The 23,410-nt window shown below is 44.5% G+C and carries 21 protein-coding genes and 1 tRNA gene; 14 read left to right on the forward strand and 8 right to left on the reverse strand.

What is annotated here, in order from left to right; translation table 11 throughout:
• Window positions 1–200, forward strand: a 200-nt coding sequence (locus DW083_RS22385) for a hypothetical protein (protein WP_233551695.1), incomplete at its 5' end; no start/stop codon positions are given.
• Between the two features lie 179 nt (window positions 201–379).
• Here the strand turns inward: DW083_RS22385 and DW083_RS02150 are convergent.
• On the reverse strand, window positions 380–955 hold the full coding sequence (locus tag DW083_RS02150; protein ID WP_122331280.1) for a DNA-3-methyladenine glycosylase I: 576 nt from the start codon (window positions 953–955) through the stop codon (window positions 380–382).
• Between the two features lie 176 nt (window positions 956–1,131).
• Here DW083_RS02150 and msrB point away from each other — a divergent pair, with 176 nt between their 5' ends.
• The 11 genes from msrB to DW083_RS02205 all read left to right on the forward strand — a co-directional run bounded on the left by msrB (window position 1,132) and on the right by DW083_RS02205 (window position 13,368).
• Window positions 1,132–2,655: a peptide-methionine (R)-S-oxide reductase MsrB gene (msrB, locus tag DW083_RS02155; RefSeq protein ID WP_122331281.1), complete on the forward strand. Its 1,524-nt coding sequence runs from the start codon at window positions 1,132–1,134 to the stop codon at window positions 2,653–2,655.
• A 39-nt stretch (window positions 2,656–2,694) separates the two neighbouring features.
• Entirely contained in the window at window positions 2,695–3,921 is a 1,227-nt protein-coding gene (locus DW083_RS02160) for a spondin domain-containing protein (RefSeq protein WP_122331282.1), read from the forward strand.
• Window positions 3,922–4,006: 85 nt separating this feature from the next.
• Window positions 4,007–4,597 (forward strand): sigma-70 family RNA polymerase sigma factor, encoded by a 591-nt coding sequence (locus tag DW083_RS02165; RefSeq protein WP_122331361.1) that lies wholly within the window; start codon window positions 4,007–4,009, stop codon window positions 4,595–4,597.
• Window positions 4,598–4,914: 317 nt separating this feature from the next.
• A tRNA-Ser gene (locus DW083_RS02170) sits at window positions 4,915–5,002 on the forward strand.
• A 292-nt stretch (window positions 5,003–5,294) separates the two neighbouring features.
• Complete coding sequence (locus tag DW083_RS02175) at window positions 5,295–7,406, forward strand: KamA family radical SAM protein (RefSeq protein ID WP_115499929.1); 2,112 nt, start codon at window positions 5,295–5,297, stop codon at window positions 7,404–7,406.
• A 44-nt stretch (window positions 7,407–7,450) separates the two neighbouring features.
• Window positions 7,451–7,987, forward strand: a complete 537-nt coding sequence (locus DW083_RS02180) for a ferredoxin domain-containing protein (RefSeq protein ID WP_115499930.1) — start codon at window positions 7,451–7,453, stop codon at window positions 7,985–7,987.
• Window positions 7,988–8,004: 17 nt separating this feature from the next.
• Entirely contained in the window at window positions 8,005–8,961 is a 957-nt protein-coding gene (locus DW083_RS02185; RefSeq protein WP_122331283.1) for a hypothetical protein, read from the forward strand.
• A 12-nt stretch (window positions 8,962–8,973) separates the two neighbouring features.
• Window positions 8,974–10,344, forward strand: coding sequence for a DNA repair protein RadA (gene radA, locus DW083_RS02190; protein ID WP_122331284.1), 1,371 nt, complete (start codon window positions 8,974–8,976; stop codon window positions 10,342–10,344).
• Window positions 10,345–10,355: 11 nt separating this feature from the next.
• Window positions 10,356–11,105, forward strand: coding sequence for a hypothetical protein (locus tag DW083_RS02195; protein WP_233551696.1), 750 nt, complete (start codon window positions 10,356–10,358; stop codon window positions 11,103–11,105).
• Window positions 11,102–11,812: a hypothetical protein gene (locus DW083_RS02200; protein ID WP_122331285.1), complete on the forward strand. Its 711-nt coding sequence runs from the start codon at window positions 11,102–11,104 to the stop codon at window positions 11,810–11,812. Before DW083_RS02195 ends, DW083_RS02200 begins: the two co-directional genes overlap by 4 nt.
• A 2-nt stretch (window positions 11,813–11,814) precedes the next feature.
• On the forward strand, window positions 11,815–13,368 hold the full coding sequence (locus DW083_RS02205; protein WP_122331286.1) for an NAD(P)/FAD-dependent oxidoreductase: 1,554 nt from the start codon (window positions 11,815–11,817) through the stop codon (window positions 13,366–13,368).
• A gap of 7 nt (window positions 13,369–13,375) precedes the next feature.
• Here DW083_RS02205 and DW083_RS02210 read toward each other — a convergent pair whose 3' ends face one another.
• Both DW083_RS02210 and DW083_RS02215 read right to left on the reverse strand, forming a co-directional pair.
• Window positions 13,376–13,966, reverse strand: coding sequence for a Crp/Fnr family transcriptional regulator (locus tag DW083_RS02210; RefSeq protein WP_115499936.1), 591 nt, complete (start codon window positions 13,964–13,966; stop codon window positions 13,376–13,378).
• A gap of 2 nt (window positions 13,967–13,968) precedes the next feature.
• Window positions 13,969–14,874 (reverse strand): hypothetical protein, encoded by a 906-nt coding sequence (locus DW083_RS02215; RefSeq protein WP_115499963.1) that lies wholly within the window; start codon window positions 14,872–14,874, stop codon window positions 13,969–13,971.
• Window positions 14,875–14,973: 99 nt separating this feature from the next.
• On the opposite strand from DW083_RS02215, the gene guaA (DW083_RS02220) reads away from it, so the two are divergent.
• Window positions 14,974–16,494: a glutamine-hydrolyzing GMP synthase gene (gene guaA / locus DW083_RS02220; protein WP_115499937.1), complete on the forward strand. Its 1,521-nt coding sequence runs from the start codon at window positions 14,974–14,976 to the stop codon at window positions 16,492–16,494.
• Window positions 16,495–16,621: 127 nt separating this feature from the next.
• A complete protein-coding gene (gene guaA / locus DW083_RS02225) occupies window positions 16,622–17,929 on the forward strand; it encodes a glutamine-hydrolyzing GMP synthase (protein WP_115499938.1) in 1,308 nt (435 codons plus the stop codon).
• A 72-nt stretch (window positions 17,930–18,001) separates the two neighbouring features.
• Here the strand turns inward: guaA (DW083_RS02225) and DW083_RS02230 are convergent, their stop codons facing one another.
• From DW083_RS02230 to DW083_RS02250, 5 genes are read right to left on the reverse strand one after another with little or no spacing between them, the layout of a single operon-like run.
• Window positions 18,002–18,565 (reverse strand): sugar O-acetyltransferase, encoded by a 564-nt coding sequence (locus DW083_RS02230; RefSeq protein WP_122331287.1) that lies wholly within the window; start codon window positions 18,563–18,565, stop codon window positions 18,002–18,004.
• Between the two features lie 35 nt (window positions 18,566–18,600).
• Window positions 18,601–20,031 (reverse strand): sugar porter family MFS transporter, encoded by a 1,431-nt coding sequence (locus DW083_RS02235; protein ID WP_122331288.1) that lies wholly within the window; start codon window positions 20,029–20,031, stop codon window positions 18,601–18,603.
• Window positions 20,032–20,060: 29 nt separating this feature from the next.
• On the reverse strand, window positions 20,061–20,849 hold the full coding sequence (locus DW083_RS02240) for a glucose-6-phosphate isomerase family protein (protein WP_122331289.1): 789 nt from the start codon (window positions 20,847–20,849) through the stop codon (window positions 20,061–20,063).
• Complete coding sequence (locus DW083_RS02245; protein WP_122331290.1) at window positions 20,842–22,617, reverse strand: class I mannose-6-phosphate isomerase; 1,776 nt, start codon at window positions 22,615–22,617, stop codon at window positions 20,842–20,844. Before DW083_RS02245 ends, DW083_RS02240 begins: the two co-directional genes overlap by 8 nt.
• The gene (locus DW083_RS02250; protein WP_233551697.1) at window positions 22,598–23,407 is read right to left on the reverse strand and encodes an ROK family protein; all 810 of its coding nucleotides are present in this window, start codon (window positions 23,405–23,407) and stop codon (window positions 22,598–22,600) included. The genes DW083_RS02245 and DW083_RS02250 overlap by 20 nt, the downstream gene beginning before the upstream one ends.
• Window positions 23,408–23,410: the final 3 nt, after the last annotated feature.

The following is a 23,410-nucleotide window of genomic DNA, read 5'->3' on the forward strand; positions in this document are numbered from 1 at the left end:
AGGACCGTTGTAAGGGCAAAAAAGCACCTGAATTTCCTTGGGATATTTGGAACGCCGTCCGTTTTATTTTCAAATATTCGATTCTCCGGGAGTTAAGCTTTATCACTTTGCTGCCGTATCCAGTTCTCGGCTATCAAATTGCACATTTTTTGGAATGGGCTCGGCACCTCATCTTATCTATTGTCATCCGACCAGGTTAAAACCATGAAAAAAGTCAATCCAAAATCGATCAGAATTTCGGACGAAATAGAAAAACGGCTAAAAAGGGGGTTATTGTAATCTTCAGGTTTGCGGAAGATTCAAAACATACGAGGTTTAAACTGATCTGTATCACCTACCTCATCCTTGTGTTTATCCCCAATGATTATCGGGTGAGAACTTATTGAGCCGCCTTGCAGAAACAGTTTTCCAAATGGTCGTTCACAAAACCGGCCGCCTGTAAAAAAGCATAGCAAATAGTCGGCCCGAAGAACTTGAATCCTCGCTTTTTCATGTCTTTGCTCATAGCATCCGATTCGGGAGATGTGGCGGGAATCTGGCTCAAGCTCTTGAAATTATTGACAATAGGTTGCCGGTTGGGAAAGAATGATAAAGTGTACTTGTAGAAACTACCGAACTCTTCCTGAATAGCCATAAATAGTTTCGCATTATTAATTGTACTCTTGATTTTCAACCGGTTTTTGACAATCCCATCAAATTGCATCAATTGCTCGATATCTTCCGGTGTCATCTGCGCTACTTTCTTTACATCAAAGTGATGAAAGGCTTCCCGGTATCCTTCACGTTTGCGGAGAATAGTAATCCAAGCTAACCCAGCCTGGGCACTTTCAAGAACCAGAAACTCAAACAAAGCCTTGTCGTCAGTGACAAGTTTGCCCCATTCTTCATCATGGTATTTTATGTATAGTTCGTCTGTTCCAGCCCAATCGCAACGGGCATTTATTATATCTTCCATATTTATGACCAATTATTTATTAGTACGCTGTTCCATATACAAAGATACAAAAAGGAACAATCATTCAAAAACATGAAAAAAAAATCGCCCAAAGTGTGTCAGTATTTCGTGGTATGACAGACTAACCTAACAAAAGAAGTAAAACAACGAAATTACAAACTAACAAGAAAGAGAACATGAAATCAATTATCAATTACATCGTCACCCCGTTTCCACAACTTGCACGCCTTGGGTATTATATATCGCTTTTTGGTATTGTGTTGATTATGCTGTGGATCGGCTTTTTCAAATTTACACCGACTGAGGCGGCTGGTATCAAGCCTTTGGTTGAAAATCATTTTTTACTGTTTTGGCTATATGACGTATTGAGCGTACAGCAGGTTTCCAATCTTTTCGGTGTGATCGAGATTACAACAGGACTTCTGTTGCTTTTCAGTCTAAAGTATGATGCATTGAGGCCCTTTGCAGCATTCTGCCTTATCGCAACATTCCTGATAACATTCAGTTTCCTGTTTACGACTCCCGGAATGTGGAATATGGTAGATGGCGTTCCAATTACAAATTTTATGATCTTAAAAGACATCCCAATGTTAGGGTTAGGGTTTACTTACTTAAAAAACGAAAGACGTATGAAAAATGTTATTCTAATCATCGCTTTGTTCATATCCGGAGGATTGGCAACAGCACAAGAAACAATGAGCGGACAGCTCTCTAAAAATACAAATATGAGTGACGTAAAAGAAATTTATTTTGCAGGCGGATGTTTCTGGGGTACAGAACATTTCATGAAACAGATTAATAGCGTAGTCAATACGCAAGTGGGCTATGCAAATGGAAAAACGGATGTAAAGAATCCGACTTACGAGCAGGTTTGCAATGATAATATCGGTTTTGCCGAAACAGTAAAAGTCGGTTACAATCCGCAGCAGGCCGATTTGAACTTTCTGATAAATCTGTTCTTCAAAACGATAGACCCGACAAGCCTTAACCGGCAGGGGAACGACAAAGGAGCACAATACCGGACAGGCATTTATTACACAGATAAAGCTGATTTACCGGTTATCAAACAGGCTGTGGAAGCCCTGACCAAACAATATACCAAACCGGTTGTCGTAGAAGTCGAACCGCTAAGGAATTTCTTTCCGGCAGAAGATTATCATCAGGATTATCTGGACAAACATCCGAACGGTTATTGCCATATCAGTCCTGAATTGTTCGACATGGCCAAGAAAGCAACTTTCTCGCCTCAAAAGATATATCAAAAACCGGATGACGAGACATTACGTTCCCGGTTGACAGCCGAACAATACGCCGTAACACAAAAGAATGCAACGGAAAGAGCTTTCCGGAACGAATATTGGAATGAAAAACGCGAAGGTTTATATGTCGATATAACTACAGGTGAACCTTTATTCATCTCGACCGATAAATTCGACTCCGGTTGTGGTTGGCCCAGTTTTTCAAAACCCATAGATAAGAGCCTGGTAATGAAAAAGACGGATAATACCCATGGTATGCAGCGTATTGAAGTGCGCAGCAAAACCGGAGATGCACATCTGGGACATGTGTTCAATGACGGTCCGGCCGATAAAGGCGGATTGCGCTACTGCATCAACAGCGCATCACTCCGGTTTATCCCGAAAGACAAGATGAAAGCCGAAGGATACGCCGATTATATTCCACTTCTGGAAAAGAAATAAAGAATTTTTATTATACAAACAATTTAATAACAGACGAATATGAAAAAGTATTTATTAGCAGCAACAATGTTTGCTTTGGTTTCAACAGCATTTGTTTCATGCAGTGATGAGGATGAAAAGGACATGCCGGGACTTGCTTCTTCGGTAATCTCTTTTGAGAATGTATTGGAACCTAAAGATTTTGTAGAGAGCGGAACATTTGTAGGAATGGGAAGTGAAGATGTTAACGCGCCTGTGGTATTACCGGGGCAGAGTATCCGCTTTACATTCCATGCGGGTAAAGGACAGGCTTTGATGTTTGCCACGATGTACGGAGCATCGAAAGACTGGTTTTTCGCACCAGAGAATCCGGGCCTACAACTTTATAATAATGACGGTGTGCCTATGACGGGAGATGTTTCTTCGCAAATCAAACTATGGGATAACGGGACGAAAGCCGGAATGACTGATGAGAAAGAAGATGCCGGCATTATGATGGTTCCTGATATCGACGCTTCGAAGCTGATGAAACTGGAACTGAGTTATATGGCCAGTTCCTCTGAATTTGAGTTGACTATCACCAACACCTCTGGTGGCAGTGATAACGAGACCCCTTTTTCACCGGGTGTATGGGCAGTTTCGAATGTATTCAACGGGGAACTTCTGAACGAGATGCCTTTTTATGAAGCCGGAGCAAAATCGAATGCAGAAATAACAGCGATTGCGCAAATGGGCGACAATTCTCTTTTAGCGAAAAAGATTTCTGCCAACACAGGCATCATCACAGGCATTTCTCCAGCCATAGTTGTAGTCTATACGGGAGACGTCAACCCAATCTATGAAGCAGGAAAGAAAGATGCCGGAATAGGTCTGGCTAACCTTGCGCAGAAGGGTGATGCATCAGCCTTGAAGGCTTCATTGGAAAAGATGCCTGATGTAAGAATGGTCTATGTTGCCGGCGATGCTCCGGTAGCACCGGGTGAAAAAGTGGAAATAGAGTTTGAAGCAACCGAAGGTGACCATATCGCCTATGCGACCATGTTTGGTTATTCCAATGACTGGTTTTATGCAAATGAAGCCATGATTCCTGCTAATTTCAAAGGTGACATTACGGGTAAGACTGCTCTTTTTGATGACGGAACAGCTGTTAGCCAATATCCAGGAGCCGGAAATGCACAGGGGCTTTTCATCGGAATGCCGGAAAAAGAGGACGCATCTATTATGAAAGTAGATGATATGTTCCCGGTTCCGACAATAAATAATGTTTTGAAGGTAGTTATCCGATAATAATAGTATCTTTGTAACAGAAGAATCCAGGGCACAGGTGCTTGAGAATCATGCCCTGGATTCACGACTTCTAATCAATAAACAAATGCGACAAAACGGCATTTCCACATCGGCTTTCGAGTTGGAGAAATGGATAGACGACTACTCAAAAACACTCTTGGACAGAGCCTATTATTTGCTGTCCGATAAAGAAGATGCCAAAGATGTAGTTCAGGAAGTTTTTCTTTCGGCTTACAAAAGCAGAGATTCTTTTCAGGGGAAAAGTACGCCATTAACTTGGCTGACAAGCATATTGCAACATAAAATCGCCGATATATACAAAAAGCGGTATAACGGGAACTCCCAATCATTATCTTTCGAGACTTTTTTTGACAAACACGGTGAATGGATCGAGCCAGACGTGGCGGACCCTTGGGAGGAGGACGAGTTTGCAGTAAGTACACTATTAAATAATGACAGTTTCTATGAGGTATTCAATCAATGTCTTGGGAATCTGCCCCGACAATGGCTGATTGTCGTCAACAAGTGTTATCTTCAGGAACAAAAAGCGGTGGAAATATGCCGCGAACTAAACCTGTCGACTGCCAATTACTGGAAGCTATTGCAGCGCAGCCGTCTTCAGTTAAGAAAGTGCCTCGATATTCACTGGTTTAAATTAGGAGGTCAAAATGCTTAAAGAGTTTATACACATATTTACGTTGTCATGCAAACAGGCAACCTACTTAATCGAAAAGCGTATCCATGTCCCTTTATCGGTTACGGAAAGGATGCGTTTAGCTATCCACCTTTCACTCTGCCGGTTGTGTCGCGCATATAACACAAAAGCTGTCTTTTTAGACCGTTTGATGAAAAGAGGCAGGAAGAAAGAAGTTTGTAACTGCCGATTTGGGAAGGAAGAAGTAGAGCAGTTTAAAATGGACATAAAAGAGAAAATAAATAGATGATGGCTTGGATTTCTTATAAAGTTGTTTTACTTTTGCGCTCCGAAAACAAGGAGAGATGCTCGAGTGGTTGAAGAGGCACGCCTGGAAAGCGTGTAAACCCCTAAAGGGTTTCGCGGGTTCGAATCCCGCTCTCTCCGCTGAACCGGCTGTTCCTACCCCCCTGTATATCTTGATTTACTAAATGAGCTGCATATATATATGAAAGTGTCCGATACTTGAAAGATCGTCGGCACGACCTGTATGAAGTAAAACCAAAACGGAAGTAACAAAATTGTAATAAATATATCTTAGCATTGTCATTTTGCTGTGTTTTACAAGGTGTTTAAGATGTTTTATAAGTAAAATACTTTCAATAGCGGAGAAAAAATAGTATATTTGTAGCAAATGCATTTAAACTAACATTCTATAACCCTCCAAAAGTATTTGCTTATGATCAAAAGAAGATTACTCGCGTATGACATCCCACAATTAACTAAAGAATTTAAGAAAGATTTTCCCCAGTTGCAGGCAATGGCGGAAGAAAGCGAGAGCGCAGAGCTTTTTAAAGAGGCTCTGCGCTCTTTTGTCTCTTCACGCATTGACAAGACTGTCGGCGGAAGCAATATGGGCAATGCCGTGGCGAGACATATTCTTCTACTAATCGAACATGACGACACCATCGTTTCCGAGCTCTCGACCGGCGAAAATATACCGGTACGGACAATCACCTATCTATGGCAGCTCCTGACCGGAAAGCTGACGGAGCCTGTTTCACCTGATTTATTTATAGACCTGTTCCGGCAGTTTGATTTATTGGAGAATCCGGAAGAGGTTATACCAGACCGTTCGCTTGTCAAACGACAAATGAACCGTTGGCCTACCGGCTTGGATGAAGATGTGATGGCAATACGCCGTTCCAATAAGGAGCGGATCATTGCCGGACTGATACGCAAGATCGAACGGCGCCATGCACCGACATCCCGCTTTCAGTTTGCCGAAGGAATGAGCTATGCAGAAAAGTACACAATGGTGCAGGATTGGTGGAATACCAGCCGTTTCCACCTTGCAATGGCATTTAAGAGCCCGACGGAACTGAACTATTTTCTCGGTGGCTCCCTATCGGAAGAGACAATGCAATTACTGGCGCGTGCCCGGAAAAAAGGAATGCCTTTCTTCGTAACGCCTTATTACCTTTCTTTGCTGAACACCAACACAAGCGGATATGACGACGCCACGATCCGTTCCTATGTTCTTTATTCAGAAGAACTGGTCGAAACATACGGACAGATAAAAGCTTGGGAAAAAGAAGACATCGTCGTGGCCGGCCAACCCAATGCTGCCGGATGGCTACTGCCGGAAGGGCATAACATACACCGCCGTTATCCGGACGTGGCGATCCTGATTCCCGATTCGATGGGACGGGCTTGCGGTGGTTTGTGCGCTTCTTGCCAACGTATGTACGATTTCCAGAGCGAACGTCTGAATTTCGATTTCGAATCTTTAAAACCGAAAGAGACCTGGGACAAGAAGCTGCGACGCCTTATGCGTTATTTCGAAGAAGATGCACAGCTCAGGGATATCCTGATTACCGGAGGCGACGCGTTGATGAGCCAGAATGCAACACTGCGTAACATCCTCGATGCCGTCTACAAAATGGCAGCCCGAAAACAAAAAGCGAACGAGAGCCGCCCGGACGGAGAAAAGTATGCCGAACTGCAGCGTGTCCGTCTTGGAACCCGCCTGCTTGCCTACCTGCCACTGCGTATCACGGATGATTTGGTTACTATTTTAAGGGATTTCAAAGAGAAAGCATCGCGCATCGGAGTTTCGCAGTTCATTATCCAGACGCATTTCCAGTCTCCGCTCGAGGTGACGCCGGAAGCGAAAAAGGCTATCGAAGCAATTCTGTCTGCCGGATGGATCATCACCAACCAGCTGGTCTATACCGTTGCCGCCTCCCGGCGCGGACATACGGCCAAGCTGCGGCAGACGCTGAACGCGATGGGTGTCGTATGCTATTACACATTTTCGGTCAAGGGCTTTCATGAAAATTATGCAGTCTTTACGCCGAACAGCCGCTCCTTGCAAGAACAGCAAGAGGAAAAGATATTCGGTCTTGTCCCGAAAGAAAAACAGAAAGAGCTTTACCGCCTGATCCGCTACGAACGTCCATTGGGAAAGAAGCTGGTCAATTTCATCCGGGAAAACCATCTCCTGTTTGCAGCAACCGACCGTAATGTATTGAATCTTCCCGCTATCGGTAAAAGCATGACATTCAAAACAGTCGGCATGACTGCCGATGGAAAACGTATCCTGAAATTCGAGCATGACGCCGGACGCCTCCATAGCCCTATCATCAATCGTATGGGAGAGGTGTATATTGTCGAAAACAAGTCCATCGCCGCCTACCTGCGCCAGTTACAGGCAATGGGCGAAGACATCAAAGAGTACCTCAGCATCTGGAATTATTCCGAAGGCGTAACCGAACCGCGCTTCAGTATCTACGAATACCCCGATTATCCTTTTGATATTACAGAAAAGATGACGAATCTTGAGCTATAAAACGAGTAATGTGTTATCTTTGTTCGTGCTAAACCAATATTAAAATGATAGAGAACGAAAGAGAAACACGACACGAGCATGTGTTACAGGCTGTCCGCCAGATGATGACAGCCGCCCGGACGGCCCCGAAGGGGAAAGGCATCGACATCATCGAGGTGGCAATGGTTACGGACGAAGATATCAAACGTCTTTCCGAAGAACTTATTATCATGTCAGGCGAAACCGGTTTGAAGTTTTTCCTGCGCGACGCCGACAATATCCTCCAGGCCGAAGCGATTATGATTGCCGGCACACGCCAGCAGGTACAGGGTTTGAACTGCGCACACTGCGGATACCCCACTTGTGTGGAGAAACCCGACGCTGTCCCCTGCGCCATCAATTCGGTGGACCTGGGTATCGCAATCGGTTCGGCCTGCGCCACGGCATCGGATCTCCGTTTGGATACACGCGTCATGTTCAGCGCCGGTTTGGCAGCCCAACGGTTGGGGATGCTGGGTGACTGCAAATGCGTGATGGCGATTCCGGTCAGCGCGTCTTCCAAAAACCCGTTCTTCGACCGGAAACCGAAGACTGAAGGTTAACTAATAAAATTGTGTTTATGATTAAGTTTGATAACAAACTCGAACTTCGATATTATTTCAATGACAAGTCCAACTACATGGATGCCATGATCAAACACCGGGCAGAGAAAGAAGTCCTTTCCCTTCTCCGGTCATTGGCAGACATGCTGGATGTCAAGATGACGGTCTACTGCGAATCTTTCCAGCAACAGGAGGGATTCCGCGAGATATGGTCGGCGGCAGGCGAAAACAGCCGCCTGATCTCGATCGTCCTGAATCTGTTTATGCAGGTATGGACACGCCCTTCCCTACTGGTTGGCGGACAGCCGGCGGCAGACCGTACGACGGCAGACGAGGAGAAGATGCAACGTGAAGTGTCGCTCCTTCGTAACAATTTGAAAAAGAGACTGCCCGGCGTCACGATTTCGCACGAACTGGTGGAACTGCTGAGCGCATCTCCCCGCTTCTGCAAATGCAAATCCAATTTTTATGAGGCTGTACGCGGCTATCCGAAAGTAACGCGGTTCACCTTGCGCGAGCTGAACGAAAACAACCGGAGCCGTTCCGGTTCACTGGAAGTCAAGCGCGAACAGTTCGACTATTATATCCTCCGTTCCGACGAGCTGCCCTCTGTCAAGGATAACAAAGCGACGATCGAGATTATCTCGCCTGTGTTGAAAGACGCCCGCTACCGCTGGAAAGGGATCTATAACAAAGGAGGAGAAACGATCGACTTCTATATGTGCGACGAAGATTTCAAAAAAGATATGTTCGACGAAAAGATCACCTTCAAGAGCGGCATGTGCATCGACTGCGTGTTGGAAATACAGCGGAAGATGAGCGAGTTAGGCGAAGTGGTCAACGTCAGCTACACCGTCGAGACAGTCATCCGGACCCGCTTCGACAAAATGGAAATCATCACGCCGCAAGGCAAACGGCACCTGCGGAAGTTAGAAGCCGAAAAGAAGCAGTTGACACTTGATCTTTTCGGATAAAACAAAATAACAATGGCGAAAGCAAAAACTGTCTATGTCTGCTCCAATTGCGGGGCTGACTCCCCGAAATGGATTGGGAAATGTCCTTCTTGCGGCGAGTGGAATACGTATGTCGAAGAGATCGTGGCGAAAGAGCCTGCCGGAAAGCGGGCGCTCTACGGCTTGCCGGACGGCGGCAAGGTACGGCCTGTATTGCTTCGCGACATCACTTCCGAAGAGGAATCGCGCATCAACCTGAGGGACCAGGAGCTGAACCGCGTCCTCGGAGGCGGTCTGGTGAAAGGCTCACTTGTCCTGATCGGAGGCGAACCGGGTATCGGGAAATCGACCCTCGTTCTGCAAACTGTTTTAGGATTGAACGGGCTGAAAACGCTCTACGTCTCCGGCGAAGAGAGCAGTCGCCAGCTGAAGCTCCGTGCTGACCGCATCGCCCACGAAAACCCGGACTGTTTTATCCTTTGCGAAACCAATCTTGAACAGATCTTCGTACAGGCCCAAAATGTACAGCCCGACCTGTTGATTATCGACTCGATACAAACCATTTATACGGAAGTTGTAGAGTCCTCTCCCGGCAGTATCACCCAAGTACGCGAATGCAGTGCGGCTATCCTGAAATATGCCAAGGAAAGCGGGACGCCCGTTCTTCTAATCGGCCATATCAACAAGGAAGGGAGCATTGCCGGCCCGAAGGTATTGGAACATATCGTTGACACGGTCCTGCAGTTCGAGGGCGACCAACATTATATGTACCGCATCCTCCGCAGCATCAAGAACCGTTTCGGGAGTACGGCCGAGTTGGGGATATACGAGATGCGGCAGGACGGGCTTCGCGAAGTCAGCAATCCTTCCGAACTGCTGCTGACGCAAAATCACGAAGGGCTGAGCGGCGTCGCCATCGCGGCGGCTATCGAAGGCGTCCGCCCTTTCCTGATCGAGACGCAGGCATTGGTGAGTTCCGCTGTCTACGGGACGCCCCAGCGCAGCGCGACGGGCTTCGACCTCAGACGTATGAATATGTTGCTGGCCGTGCTGGAAAAGCGCGCTGGCTTCAAGTTGGTCCAGAAAGATGTTTTCCTGAATATCGCCGGTGGCCTGAAGGTGAACGATCCGGCGATCGACCTGGCTGTGATCAGCGCCGTACTTTCTTCCAGTCTCGACATTACGATCGAGTCGGGTATCTGCATGTGTGGCGAAGTGGGGCTGTCGGGCGAGATACGTCCGGTGAACCGCATCGAGCAGCGTATCCTGGAAGCGGAGAAGTTGGGCTTCTCACGCATTATCATCCCGCACAATAACCTGAAAGGCTTCGACTCATCCAAGTGCAAGATTCAAATCATCCAGGTGCGCAAGGTGGAAGAGGCTTTCCGGCAATTGTTCGGATAAGTTATATTTATATGAGAAAAAGTGTTGTTTATCTATTTGTGAGTGTTTTCTTCCTGTTTACGAGCTGTGAGTATCAGTTAGGGGAGAATTTTGTGGAGATAGAAAATCACCAGGTTGACTCGGTCACGACGAGTGTGGATTTTTATGGTTTTATCCATGATTTGGAAAACGAAATCTATGTGGTGAAACATAGCGGGAATGCTGTATGCGAAATTTATCCGTTGCCCGGATTCGAAGTTGAGAAGCAAATCATCCGCTTAGGTGAAATGGAATGGGAAAGCGATGGAATCCGATGCGATTTTATGCTGGACGTAGACCGGATTCCAAATGGTTCTTATGAGTTGTCGTGCGAAATCTTTGCACGTACAAACAGTGGGACGGTTGCCGGACAGGTCGGGACCGAACATTATGTAGAAAAGCGCAGTTGGCCTCTAAAGGTTGATGCGCGTAACGGGAGCGACAAACTCCTGCTGTACGAAATCAATGAAGAAGGGCATCCTGTCATATTCTGGGAAGTAGACGAATCGGAGCGTGACGATTTCGATTACTACACAATCGAGTATAGCATCGAGAATTATACATATATCCGGCGAAGTTACGATTTCGACCAACGTTCTTTCATAGACAAGAAATACACCGGTGGCGGCGGCACATACGAGGTTTATATTTATTTCAAAGACGAGACCCTTCGTCCTTATTCCCTTGGCAAGGCAATTCTGGAAGCAAACATGTCTAACCCTGAAAACACCCCGGAGAAATGAAACGGATACTGCTTTTTATATGCCTCGTCTTATCTGCCGTCCGCTTCGGACAGGCACAATCGCTGACTGTCGAGTATAACATCGGACATGGTTCTTACCAGATGTCCGAAATGAAAGACCGGTTAAAAGATCTTGCACTCCCTGTTGTAAATGCCCAGACAACCGACAAGTTCCCCGGTTATGTCACCCAGGATACCCGCATCGGGATTGAATGGAAACGTAATCATGCAGGGGTGCTTTTCAACTATATGAATACGGCGGGGAAGAAAGGCGTAGCCGATTATTCGGGGCACTGCAACTATGAGTTACATAACAAAGGGTACAAATTAGGGGCTTTCTACCGCTTCCGCCTGACGAAGGAAGAACTGGGAATTTTCACCTTTGAGCCTTATGTACAGCTCTCGTCCGGTGTCGTGCTGACCAGAGGAAAAGAGCTCTACAGCTTGTTTATAGAGTCTGCTCCGGAAAGTAGTAACCAAAGTAAAAATAAATATTCCGGTACAAACATCTTTCTGGAACCAACTTTTGGTATTAAATTTGGCCTCTGCCGCAACATCGCGCTGAACCTGAGTGTCGGATACGAATGGGATGCGGTAAAAGAAGACTGCCAACTCGGAAATCAGAAATCCCCATTGCCCGTAGAGGTCGACTGGAGTGGCTACCGGGCACAGGCTGGATTGGTTTTTTATTTGAATCTGAAGAAGTAAGTATGATACAAGAATTACAACTCCGTATATTGCCCGAAGAGGCTGCAAACGAACAGTCGTTGAAACAGGTTGTTGCCCGTGAGACGGGGACATCCGTTCCGCATATCCTGGCTGTCCGGGTACTGAAACGTTCAATCGATGCGCGCCAGCGGACAATCTATGTGAATGTAAAACTGCGTGTTTTCATCGACGAACAGCCGGACGAACCGGAATACCAATCGGTGGAATATAAAGATGTTTCAGCTGGCAAAACAGTTATCGTGGTAGGCGCTGGCCCGGGAGGTCTGTTTGCAGCTCTCCGCCTGATCGAACTTGGTTTGCGTCCTGTCGTGATCGAACGTGGAAAGAATGTTCGTGAACGAAAGAAAGATATCGCCCTGATCAGCCGCGAGCATAAAGTGAACAGCGAATCGAATTATAGTTTTGGTGAAGGAGGTGCCGGAGCATATTCGGATGGCAAGCTCTACACCCGTAGCAAGAAGCGCGGTTCGGTCGACAAGATCCTGAATATCTTTTGCCAATTTGGTGCCAGCACATCGATCCTGGCAGACGCCCATCCGCATATCGGAACAGATAAACTGCCGCGCGTGATCGAAAATATTCGGGAGCAAATTATCCGCTGCGGTGGCGAAGTTCATTTTGAAACACGCATGGATGCCCTGATCATCCATGGCGAAGAAGTTGCCGGCGTGGAAACCAATACAGGCAAGAGCTTCTACGGTCCGGTCATCCTGGCAACAGGTCATTCCGCACGTGATGTCTACCGCTACTTACACGACCGGCAGATCCCAATCGAAGCAAAAGGCATTGCTGTCGGGGTCCGCCTGGAACATCCTCAGATGCTGATCGATCAGATCCAATATCATCGCAAGGAAGGAAGAGGGGAATATCTGCCGGCTGCCGAATACAGCTTCGTTACGCAGGTCAACGGACGGGGAGTTTACTCTTTCTGTATGTGCCCCGGTGGCTTTGTCGTTCCAGCAGCCAGTGGCCCAAAACAGGTGGTGGTCAATGGGATGTCGCCATCCAACCGGGGGTCTCGTTGGGCTAATTCCGGAATGGTTGTGGAGATTCGTCCGGAAGATTTTCCTTCGGATTCCCCTTTGGGATTAATGGAATTTCAGGAACATCTGGAAGAACTCAGCTGGCTGAATGGCGGTATGAAGCAGACTGCTCCTGCACAGCGAATGGCAGATTTTATCAATAAGAAAAATTCTTTTGATCTTCCGGAATCTTCTTATACACCGGGATTATTGGCTTCTCCGCTACATTTTTGGATGCCGGAATTTGTAACAGGCCGGCTACGTGAAGGCTTCCGTTATTTCGGAAAAGTATCTAAGGGATTCCTGACCAACGAAGCATTGATGATCGGGGTGGAAACACGCACCTCATCGCCTGTCCGCATACTGCGCGACAAAGAGAGCTTCCAACATATAACGCTAAAAGGTCTTTTCCCCTGCGGTGAAGGTGCCGGATATGCGGGTGGAATTGTTTCAGCTGCGATCGACGGTGAACGGTGTGCGGAAGGTGCTGGCCATTATTTGGACAACCAATAGGGGAAGTCTATAATATCTTCTTTTTCAGTTTACAATACCAGGCATTACTGATACCCATATACCGGGCAATGTATTTATCGGGCACACGGTTGATCATCCAAGCATAATTTGCATAGAGAAACTGGATGAACTCTTCAGCGGTAGAGGACAGACGAACAGCCAGCAAAACATCCAGCTTATAGATGATCGTCAGCATGACATTCTGGTAATAGGAAGCGAACAACGGATAACGAAAAGAAAGATCTTCGATATGGCTACGGGAAAAGCAAAGCAATTCTCCTGCTTCAAGTGCCTTAATTTCGAACTCGGAAGGCTGTTTCGTAAAATAACCAATGGCAGACAGGAACGGAAACATATTATCGGCCGCAAAACCGGTGACACATTCGTTACCGTTCTCGTTTACATATAAATTAATGAATAGTCCTTTGTTGATGAAATAGGCATCCTGACACAACTCACCCGTACGCAACAGGTAATCCCCTTTTTTCACTGAAATCACTTTGGCATGGTCTTCCAGTTCGTCCAGGAAAGCTTCATCGCGAGCGAGAGCTTCCGGCAGATCGGCAAGGAGTCGCGCGAAATGAGCATCTGTTTCCATCGTTATTTCTCAAGTGTGAAACTTTTACGTCCAATCAGATTGCCGTCTGCAAATACGTCTACCCGGTAGGTTCCGGGGGAAAGGAATTCTTCGATATTCCAATACATGGTTACCGGCAATTCTTCACCGTCATATTCAACCAGCTTCTTCATGGAGTAATTGATTTCTTTTCCTTCAAAGGTAAAGACATCGGCACGGCTCTTTAACAGGATGTCATCGTCAGGCTTCATGATACGCACATAGATCGTTTTTTCTCCAACCGGAGCCGTAATATTTTTAGCAATACGGAAATCAACGACAAACTGTTCCATCTTTTTGATCACCTTCGCCTTCTTCCCACGACTGGTTACAGGGGTTACAGTGATTCCCGTCGCGTCCAACCGGCTTGCCAGCGTAACACGTTCTGTCAACTTTTCCTTTTCCTTCTTTAGCGTAGTGGCTGTAGAAGAAGCTTGCTGATATTTCTTTACGGCTTCATTCTTTTCAACCTTCAACTGTTCATTCGCACGGTTCAAAGAGTCGATCTGAACGACATAGTTACGCATGATCTTACGTAACGTCTGCAATTCCTTTTTCAAACGGGCAATCTCTTTTGTATTGGTAGCTTTGACAGTCCGGAGTTCTTCTTGCAGACGTTGAACTTTAGCCTGTTCGGTCGACAGCAAGTTCAACAGCGAATCATTGCCTATATTAAATTTATATCCTTCGTACTGGAGAGATAATTCATTAAATTCATCTTCCAGCGATTCCTTATCCAACACATAAGCTTGTTCCAACTCTTGCATCTGCTGCTTCTGATGGAAAATATAATAGCAGGCTCCGGCAATAATTAGCAGTAGCACAACCACTGCCATGATCAATAATGAAAGCTTATTTATTTCTTTTGTTTCTTTCTTTTCTGTATCCATACTGTCACTGTTAAAAATGAACACGCAAAGGTAGTAAAAATGATTTAAGTTCCGAATATTATTCCTACCTTTGTGCCACTCAATTAAATAATAATTTGCATGCACGAGAAACTTATTATTCTTGATTTCGGCTCGCAAACAACTCAATTAATAGGACGTAGAGTCCGTGAGTTGAATATGTATTGCGAGATTGTCCCCTACAACAAATTCCCACATGATGCTACAGATGTGAAAGGTGTAATCCTTTCCGGAAGTCCTTATTCAGTATATGATGCCAATGCATTTAAAGCTGATTTAAGTGAAATACGAGGTAAATATCCCGTATTGGGAATCTGTTATGGAGCCCAATTCCTGGCTTATACATCCGGCGGGAATGTCGAACCGGCAAACTCCCGCGAATACGGACGTGCCAACCTGTCGCATATCGCGGGCACAGACGAGCTGCTGAAAGGTATCAATGTCGGCTCACAAATCTGGATGTCTCACGGAGACACAATCACCGTACTTCCTGAAAACTTCAAGGTTATCGCCAGTACAGACGATGTGAAAGCTGCCGCTTATCATGTAGAAGGTGAAAAGACCTGGGGCGTACAGTTCCACCCGGAAGTATTCCATACGACCGACGGGACTAAACTGTTAGACAATTTCCTGAATATCTGCGGATGTGCCAAAGACTGGACACCGGCTTCTTTCATCGAATCGACAGTTGCAGAACTGAAGGAACAACTGGGTGACGATAAAGTGATCCTGGCTCTTTCCGGCGGTGTGGATTCTTCCGTTACAGCCGTTCTGTTGAACAAGGCGATCGGAAAGAACCTGACATGTATCTTTGTAGACCATGGCTTACTGCGCAAGAATGAGTTTGAGAATGTATTGAAAGATTACGAACATCTGGGATTGAACGTAATCGGAGTAAATGCAAAAGAAAAATTCTATAAGGAACTGGCCGGAGTCTCCGACCCGGAAAAGAAACGTAAAATCATCGGCAAAGGTTTCATCGATGTATTCGACGAAGAGGCCCACAAGCTGAAAGATATCAAATGGCTGGGTCAAGGTACGATCTATCCGGATGTAATCGAATCGCTCTCCATCACCGGAACGGTTATCAAGAGCCATCACAACGTAGGCGGTCTGCCTGCTAAAATGAACCTGAAGCTGATCGAACCGTTGCGTCTGCTGTTCAAAGACGAGGTGCGCCGCGTGGGTATGGAATTAGGAATGCAACCGCACCTGATCAAACGCCATCCCTTCCCCGGTCCCGGTCTGGGCATCCGTATTTTAGGTGACATCACGCCTGAAAAGGTACGGATCCTGCAAGATGCTGACGATATCTATATGTCGCTGATGCGTGAATGGGGATTATACGACAAGATCTGGCAGGCCGGAGTAATCCTCCTCCCGATTCAATCTGTCGGTGTTATGGGTGACGAACGCACATACGAAAACACGGTTGCTTTACGTGCTGTTACTTCTACAGATGCCATGACCGCTGATTGGGCACAACTCCCCTATGAATTCCTCGCAAAGGTTTCCAACGAAATCATTAACAAGGTCAAAGGTGTTAACCGCGTAGTGTACGACATCAGCTCGAAGCCACCAGCTACGATTGAGTGGGAATAAGCTGCTAAAAACATTTATAAAGCCTGGTATTCATGTTATACCGGGCTTTTATTTTGCCTTGAAATGAAAAAATCATATATTTGCCTCAAGTATAACATAATGTAAAATCAATAAAATCAAGAATCACATGAAGCAAGATATGATTGTTATCCTGGACTTGGGCAGTCATGAAAACACAGTGTTGGCACGTGCAATCCGTGCATTGGGCGTTTATAGTGAAATCTATCCGCATGACATAACAGCAGAAGAGTTGAAGGCACTGCCGAATGTAAAAGGTGTTATTATCAACGGCGGTCCTAACCATATTATCGACGGTGTTGCAATCGACGTTAATCCGGATATTTATACGATTGGCATTCCTGTAATGGCAGCAGGCCACGAGAAAGCATTATGCGAAGTCAAATTAGAAGAATTCAAGGATGACGTAGAAGCAATCAAGGATGCTGTAAAGTCTTTTGTATTCGACACTTGTAAGGCGGAAGCAAACTGGAACATGACTAATTTCGTCAATGACCAGATCGAACTGGTCAGACGCCAGGTTGGAGACAAGAAAGTCTTGTTGGCGTTATCCGGCGGTGTTGACAGTTCAGTCGTTGCCGCCCTGTTATTGAAAGCTATCGGCGACAAACTGGTTTGCGTACACGTAAATCATGGTCTGATGCGTAAAGGTGAGTCGGAAGCTGTGGTCGAAATATTCAAAAACCAATTGAAGGCAAACCTGATCTACGTAGATGTAACGGACCGTTTCCTTGATAAATTAGTAGATGTCGCCGATCCCGAACAGAAACGTAAAATTATCGGTGGCGAATTTATCCGCGTCTTTGAAGAAGAAGCCCGTAAGTTGGATGGTATCGACTTCCTGGGACAGGGAACTATTTATCCGGATATCGTGGAAAGCGGAACCAAGACTGCCAAAATGGTCAAATCCCACCATAATGTAGGCGGCTTGCCCGACGACCTGAAATTCGAACTGGTAGAACCACTGCGCCAATTGTTTAAGGACGAAGTTCGTGCTTGCGGTTTGGAATTGGGCTTGCCATACGAGATGGTTTATCGCCAGCCGTTCCCCGGACCAGGCTTAGGCGTACGTTGCTTAGGAGCGATCACCCGTGACAGACTGGAAGCCGTACGTGAAGCAGATGCCATCCTGCGTGAAGAGTTCCAGAATGCCGGCTTGGATAAGAAAGTATGGCAGTATTTTACAGTCGTACCCGATTTCAAGTCTGTAGGCGTACGGGATAATGCCCGGTCTTTTGAATGGCCTGTTATCATCCGTGCCGTCAATACGGTAGATGCCATGACGGCGACCATCGAACCGGTAGATTGGCCTATTTTGATGAAAATAACAGACCGTATCCTGAAAGAGGTTAAAAACGTAAACCGCGTCTGCTACGATATGTCCCCAAAACCCAATGCAACGATCGAGTGGGAATAAATACAAATCCATAAAATAAAGAAAACTCCCCTACCGCTCTTTCTATTAAAGAGAATGACAAGGGAGTTTTCTTTAAACTTTTCCGATCTTCCGTACCACCCGGCAAGGGTTACCAACGGCAAGTGAATTATCAGGTATATCTTTCGTCACTACACTGCCGGCACCAATTACAACATTATCGCCAACAGTGACACCGGGAAGAATAATCGCACCCGCACCTATCCAAACATTATGACCGATTGTGACCGGATAGGCATATTCCAATCCCTGATTGCGTTGTGAGACATTCAACGGATGCCCTGCTGTATAGATTCCGACATTAGGAGCAATAAAAGCATTATCACCAATCTTCACTTTTGCTCCATCCAATATAACCAGATTGACATTGGCATAGAAATTTTCTCCTATCTCTATATTATATCCGTAGTCACAAGCAAAAGGAGGTTCTATAATAAAGTTCTCTCCTGTCCTCCCCAAAAGTTTCTTTAGGAGTTCCGTCCGCTCTGTCTGTTGTGAAGGGCGCAAACGGTTATAATCATAAAGCAGTTCTTTCGCTGTTTCACGATCCGACAACAATTCGGGATCATAGTTTGCATCGTATAGCAGGCCCAGGTTGCATTTTTCTTTTTCGGTCATTATCTGTTTCTTTATTACTTTGGCAAAAATAAGAATTATTTTAATTCACGTGGACTTTTTCTCATTCGCCAGAAGCTTTCAATTCGCTCAAGGGTAACACCTTTTGTCTCCGGTATATAAAAATATCCCCAGATTAATGCCAAAAAAGCAATCCCTCCATATAGCCAAAAAGCACCAGCAGGATTACCCAGATATTCACCATCCAACAGAATCTCTTTGCCTGGTATAGTCAATACATTGACAATTTTAAAGAAAGTGAATGAAACAATACTATTAAACAACCAAACAGATAACGATCCTAATGACACTCCTAATCCACGTAATTTCTGAGGGAATATTTCCGAAATAATCAACCATCCCAAAGGCCCTATGCTTATTGCGAAGAATGCAACATAACAGAGTATAAGTAGAATTGTTAGCCACTTGACAGATTCTCCTAACAGATTGCCTCCCAGAAAACATAACCCTAACAGTAATAAAGAAACAGTTATTCCGGACAATCCTATAAAATAAAGCTTTCTTCTCCCCAAGCGATCCACAAAACAAACAGACACAATCGTAAATATAACATTCACTAATCCAACCACTACAGAAGCCCAAATAGCAGCAACTGTTCCATCAAAGCCAGCCATTAGAAAAATCTTGGGACTATAATAGATTACGGTATTAATTCCGACAAATTGTTGGAAGAACATAATCCCTATGCAAATGAAAAGTGGTGTCCTCAACCAAGGTTGTAAGAGCTCTTTCCAACCAGATTTTTCCATCTCGTTCCTTTTTATTTCTTCTTGCATCTGTAACAGGGAAATCCTCGCTTGCTCTTTCCCTTCTATTTTATTCAAAATATCTACACATTCATTATGCCTTCCCCGGCTCATCAGCCAACGAGGAGTTTCTGGCATAAAAACCATACCCACTAATAAAACACAAGCAGGTATGACACCGACATAAAACATGGGGCGCCAACAAGATATATCATTTTCATCCGCAAAAAACAAATCAGATAAATAAGAGACCAATACACCAATGGTAACCATCAACTGAAACATAGAAACAAGCATACCCCTCACTTTTGCCGGAGAAATTTCAGCAATGTACAAAGGTACCGCAAATGAAGATACTCCTATTGCTATTCCAAGAAAAAGACGAGCCAAAATTAAATTCCAAGCATCTACTGCAATTCCTGACCAAATCGCGCCTACTGCAAAAATAATGGCAGAAGCCAATATCACTTTCTTACGTCCTAATCGATCTGTTATTTTACCACAAAACAAGGCACCCAGAATTGCCCCCAACAAACCGGCAGATGTAACTAACTCAATCGTACTATTATCTATTCCAAAATCTTTTTGAAAAAATGGAATCGCTCCTGAAATCACCCCTGTATCAAAGCCAAAAAGCAGACCTCCGGTAGCAGCTATAACAGCTATAATATAAACCAACATACTATTGTGCCCTGTTTCCATGATATCTAAAATTACAAACTAAATTATTTTTATGGAATAAAATTTATCCAGTATTCCTTTCTTAGTTGAGGAGACGGAACAAACAAGAAAGTATCAGGATTTTCTTCAAAAGTTTCATATATGGACTTGTTTTTCTTTATACCTAAATCCGTATAATCCGATGGTAATTTACATATCAATTTGGAAGACTGATAACAAGGATTTGCGACCCATTGAATCTCATCAAATTCGTTAAAAACCGGATACCAAGCAATACCTTTATGTTTCCTCACTCCATCATACACAAATCCATATTCGCGATCACACCAAGCACCAAATGTCAAAGGTTTATTAGGATTGGCACTAATAGTCGCATGCGTCCAATAAGGGGGAACCACCACTACATCTCCAGGTTTGGCATAAACAGCAAAGCAACGTCCCGGATTATCTTCTGCATATTCCTGTATATAAATAATCGCCTCTCCGGACCATATTTCATATACTTCAGGAGTCGACCAATTACTGAAAGGAGAAACCTTATGAATATGCCCCTGGCTTCGAATAGGCTCAGTTCCTAATTTCCCAGCAGCATAAGTCACGACTCCATACAACAAATGCATCGAATTGAGTAGTTCCCTATGATTTTTTTTACCGACATCCATAGCAATGGAATAAACAATCTCCGGTCCCTCACAATTCGGATCCAACAAACTCTTCGAGATGTCGTTCAATTTACGATTCTCTACCTGAGGACCAAAAATATCAGGGCCATAAATAAATCCCATAGGACTTTCAGTTGCCTTGATATCAAGCCCTGGATCAAAAAAAAGTTCACACATGATGTTTTACAAAAGCTTTAATTGTGGCACATTCTGTTCCTTCCGATTCTCCAAACGGACGAATTGTATATTCTCTGACCGCTTCCGGTATGATAAATGTTTCTGCATAATGAACAACAAACGGTTCAAAAGATCCGGAAGGGCTTTCAACAACAACTTCTCTCCCTTCAACTAAGTTTAATACATTGACACTGCCGCTCGTATGATGCAAAACTGGTTTTGTAAACCAATGTCTTCGTGTCTCAATAAATTCACATTCATGCAAACCAGTATGTTCCTCCCTCCATCCATCTCCTTCTGCAACAAAAGCAACTTGATTAAGAACTTCTTTTCTCACCCATGATTCCGTACGATTCCATTGAATTACATTCTTTCCATGCTCTATATTTATAGGTCTGGGACGTCCGTCCAACCCTAAACGTCCCCAATCCCATAATTTAAATGTAAAGATATAAGGAGTCGCACTGATCTCAAGTACCATGCCGTTTGCTCCGGAACAATGGACTGTTCCCCCCGGTATCAAGACGTGGTCATGTTTTTTCACAGGATAGCGTCCTACAAACTTTTCGGCATCGAATTTCCCGGAAATTTGGGCATCTTCCAATGCTTTAATCATACCCTTCGAATCAACATTCTCCTTTAACCCCAAATAAACCACAGCATCTTCTCCCGCATCTAACAAATAATAACTCTCATCCTGTGTATAATGCATGCCGAACTTTTCTTGGATATATTCAGTCAGCGGATGTACCTGCAAGCTTAAATTACCTCCTTGCATCGTATCCAAGAAATCAAATCGAATCGGAAACTCATCACCAAAACGGGCATGTACCGGATCTCCCAATAATTCACGGGGATGGGCAAACACCAAATTAATAGAAGGTATTTCAAACTTGATATTGCCAAAAGATAAAAATAAACTATTCTCTTCCGGAACACAATCAAAACACCAGGCATAATTAGCAGTACTTCTATCCAAATCACACACTTCTTTCATCCATTGTCCACCCCATGGTCCCGGATCAAAAAAAGGGACCACACGAAATGGCTGTTTTATAGCTTGCTCCAATCCCGCACGAACAGCATCCCCTGTTGCCATTTTGGGTTCCCCGGCTTTATTGGTATCAAGAACATAGTCCCAATGGGGCATTAATCTCTTTTTGAAACGATCACAAATACGCCAATCTACAAAGAAACCTCTTTTATACTGCAATGCAGATCGCTCAGTCCGATTTTCCACCCCTACATTACTAATTTCATTCCTTCGAAAGCGCATCTGGATTTCCCAACGAGCCATATCTGCATACACTAATAAATCGGTTTCTGGCTGAATATAAGCAGCTCCTGTACCATAAACAATAACAAGTCCTTGTTTCCGGTCTATTTTATTCCGTAAATCACAAACTTTCTGTTCATCAAAATAGCAGTCTATGCTAAAACGTGTCATATAACCAAATAGCTCATCATCCGTTATATCCGCTTGCAACTTAACATTTAGCTCTTGCTCCGACAGCATACCTTCGGAGGAATCAATAAAAAAAGCATCAGGAAATGCCAAACAGAATTGCTTTTTCACCTCTTCATGAAGTATTCCCTGATAGCATTCTACAACCAATATCTTACGGGGTTTATCTATTGCATTCAACCGTTGATTCAAGACGTTTACAATATTCGCCCACCCTAAATAGCAAGAAGATATATATATATCCGGCACATTAACCGATGGATATTTATTATAATTAGATTTTTTATGCAGATAAGATTTCATTCCTTCTTTTTTTATTTTTAAAACAATATTCTGATGCCAATATCGCTGCATTATCACCAAGTTCAGATGCCAATATTTTAACAACTGAACTTGGACACCAAGCTAACTTTCCTACACGTTCACGGATATAGGGAAGTATTACATCTTTACTTTTCATCACTCCACCCCCTAAAACAATAACCTGAGGATCATAAGCATGTATATAAGTAATTATGGCTGCACTCCACACATCCATACATTCATTACGTACGATTAAAGCATCTACATCTCCATGAGAGGCCCAATTAAAGATTTTCTCAAAATCGTAATTGTCAGCGTTTTCCCTAAACGAAGCAGATAACTTCGGATTTTCCTTTATTATGTAAGGGAGGAAAAAAGAGGAGGAAAGAGCCTCTACACATCCTACATTACCACAACTACATTTACGCCCCTTATAATCGATTACGAAATGCCCACCCAATGAACCGGCCTGATAATGCTCCCCATACAGAACACGCCCATCCAAAACAACACCAGTACCAATTCCAGTACCAATTGTCATCATTACAACATTATTCAAACCTTGTGCAGCTCCGCATTCCCATTCCCCAATAGTAGCCAGTCGCGTATCATTATCCATATAAAAAGGGACGCCCCAATTCAATTCGCACCATAATCTCAAATTTAAATCACAAGCATCATCATATTTGTCATTTGTTGCCAAAACCTGATAATGCTTCACATCCACAATCCCCGGAAAAGCCAAACTTATACCTGCCAGATCTGTAATTTGAACTCCGCTATTATACAATAA

The organism is Parabacteroides sp. AF48-14 (assembly GCF_003477465.1).
Taxonomy (GTDB): Bacteria; Bacteroidota; Bacteroidia; order Bacteroidales; family Tannerellaceae; genus Parabacteroides; species Parabacteroides acidifaciens.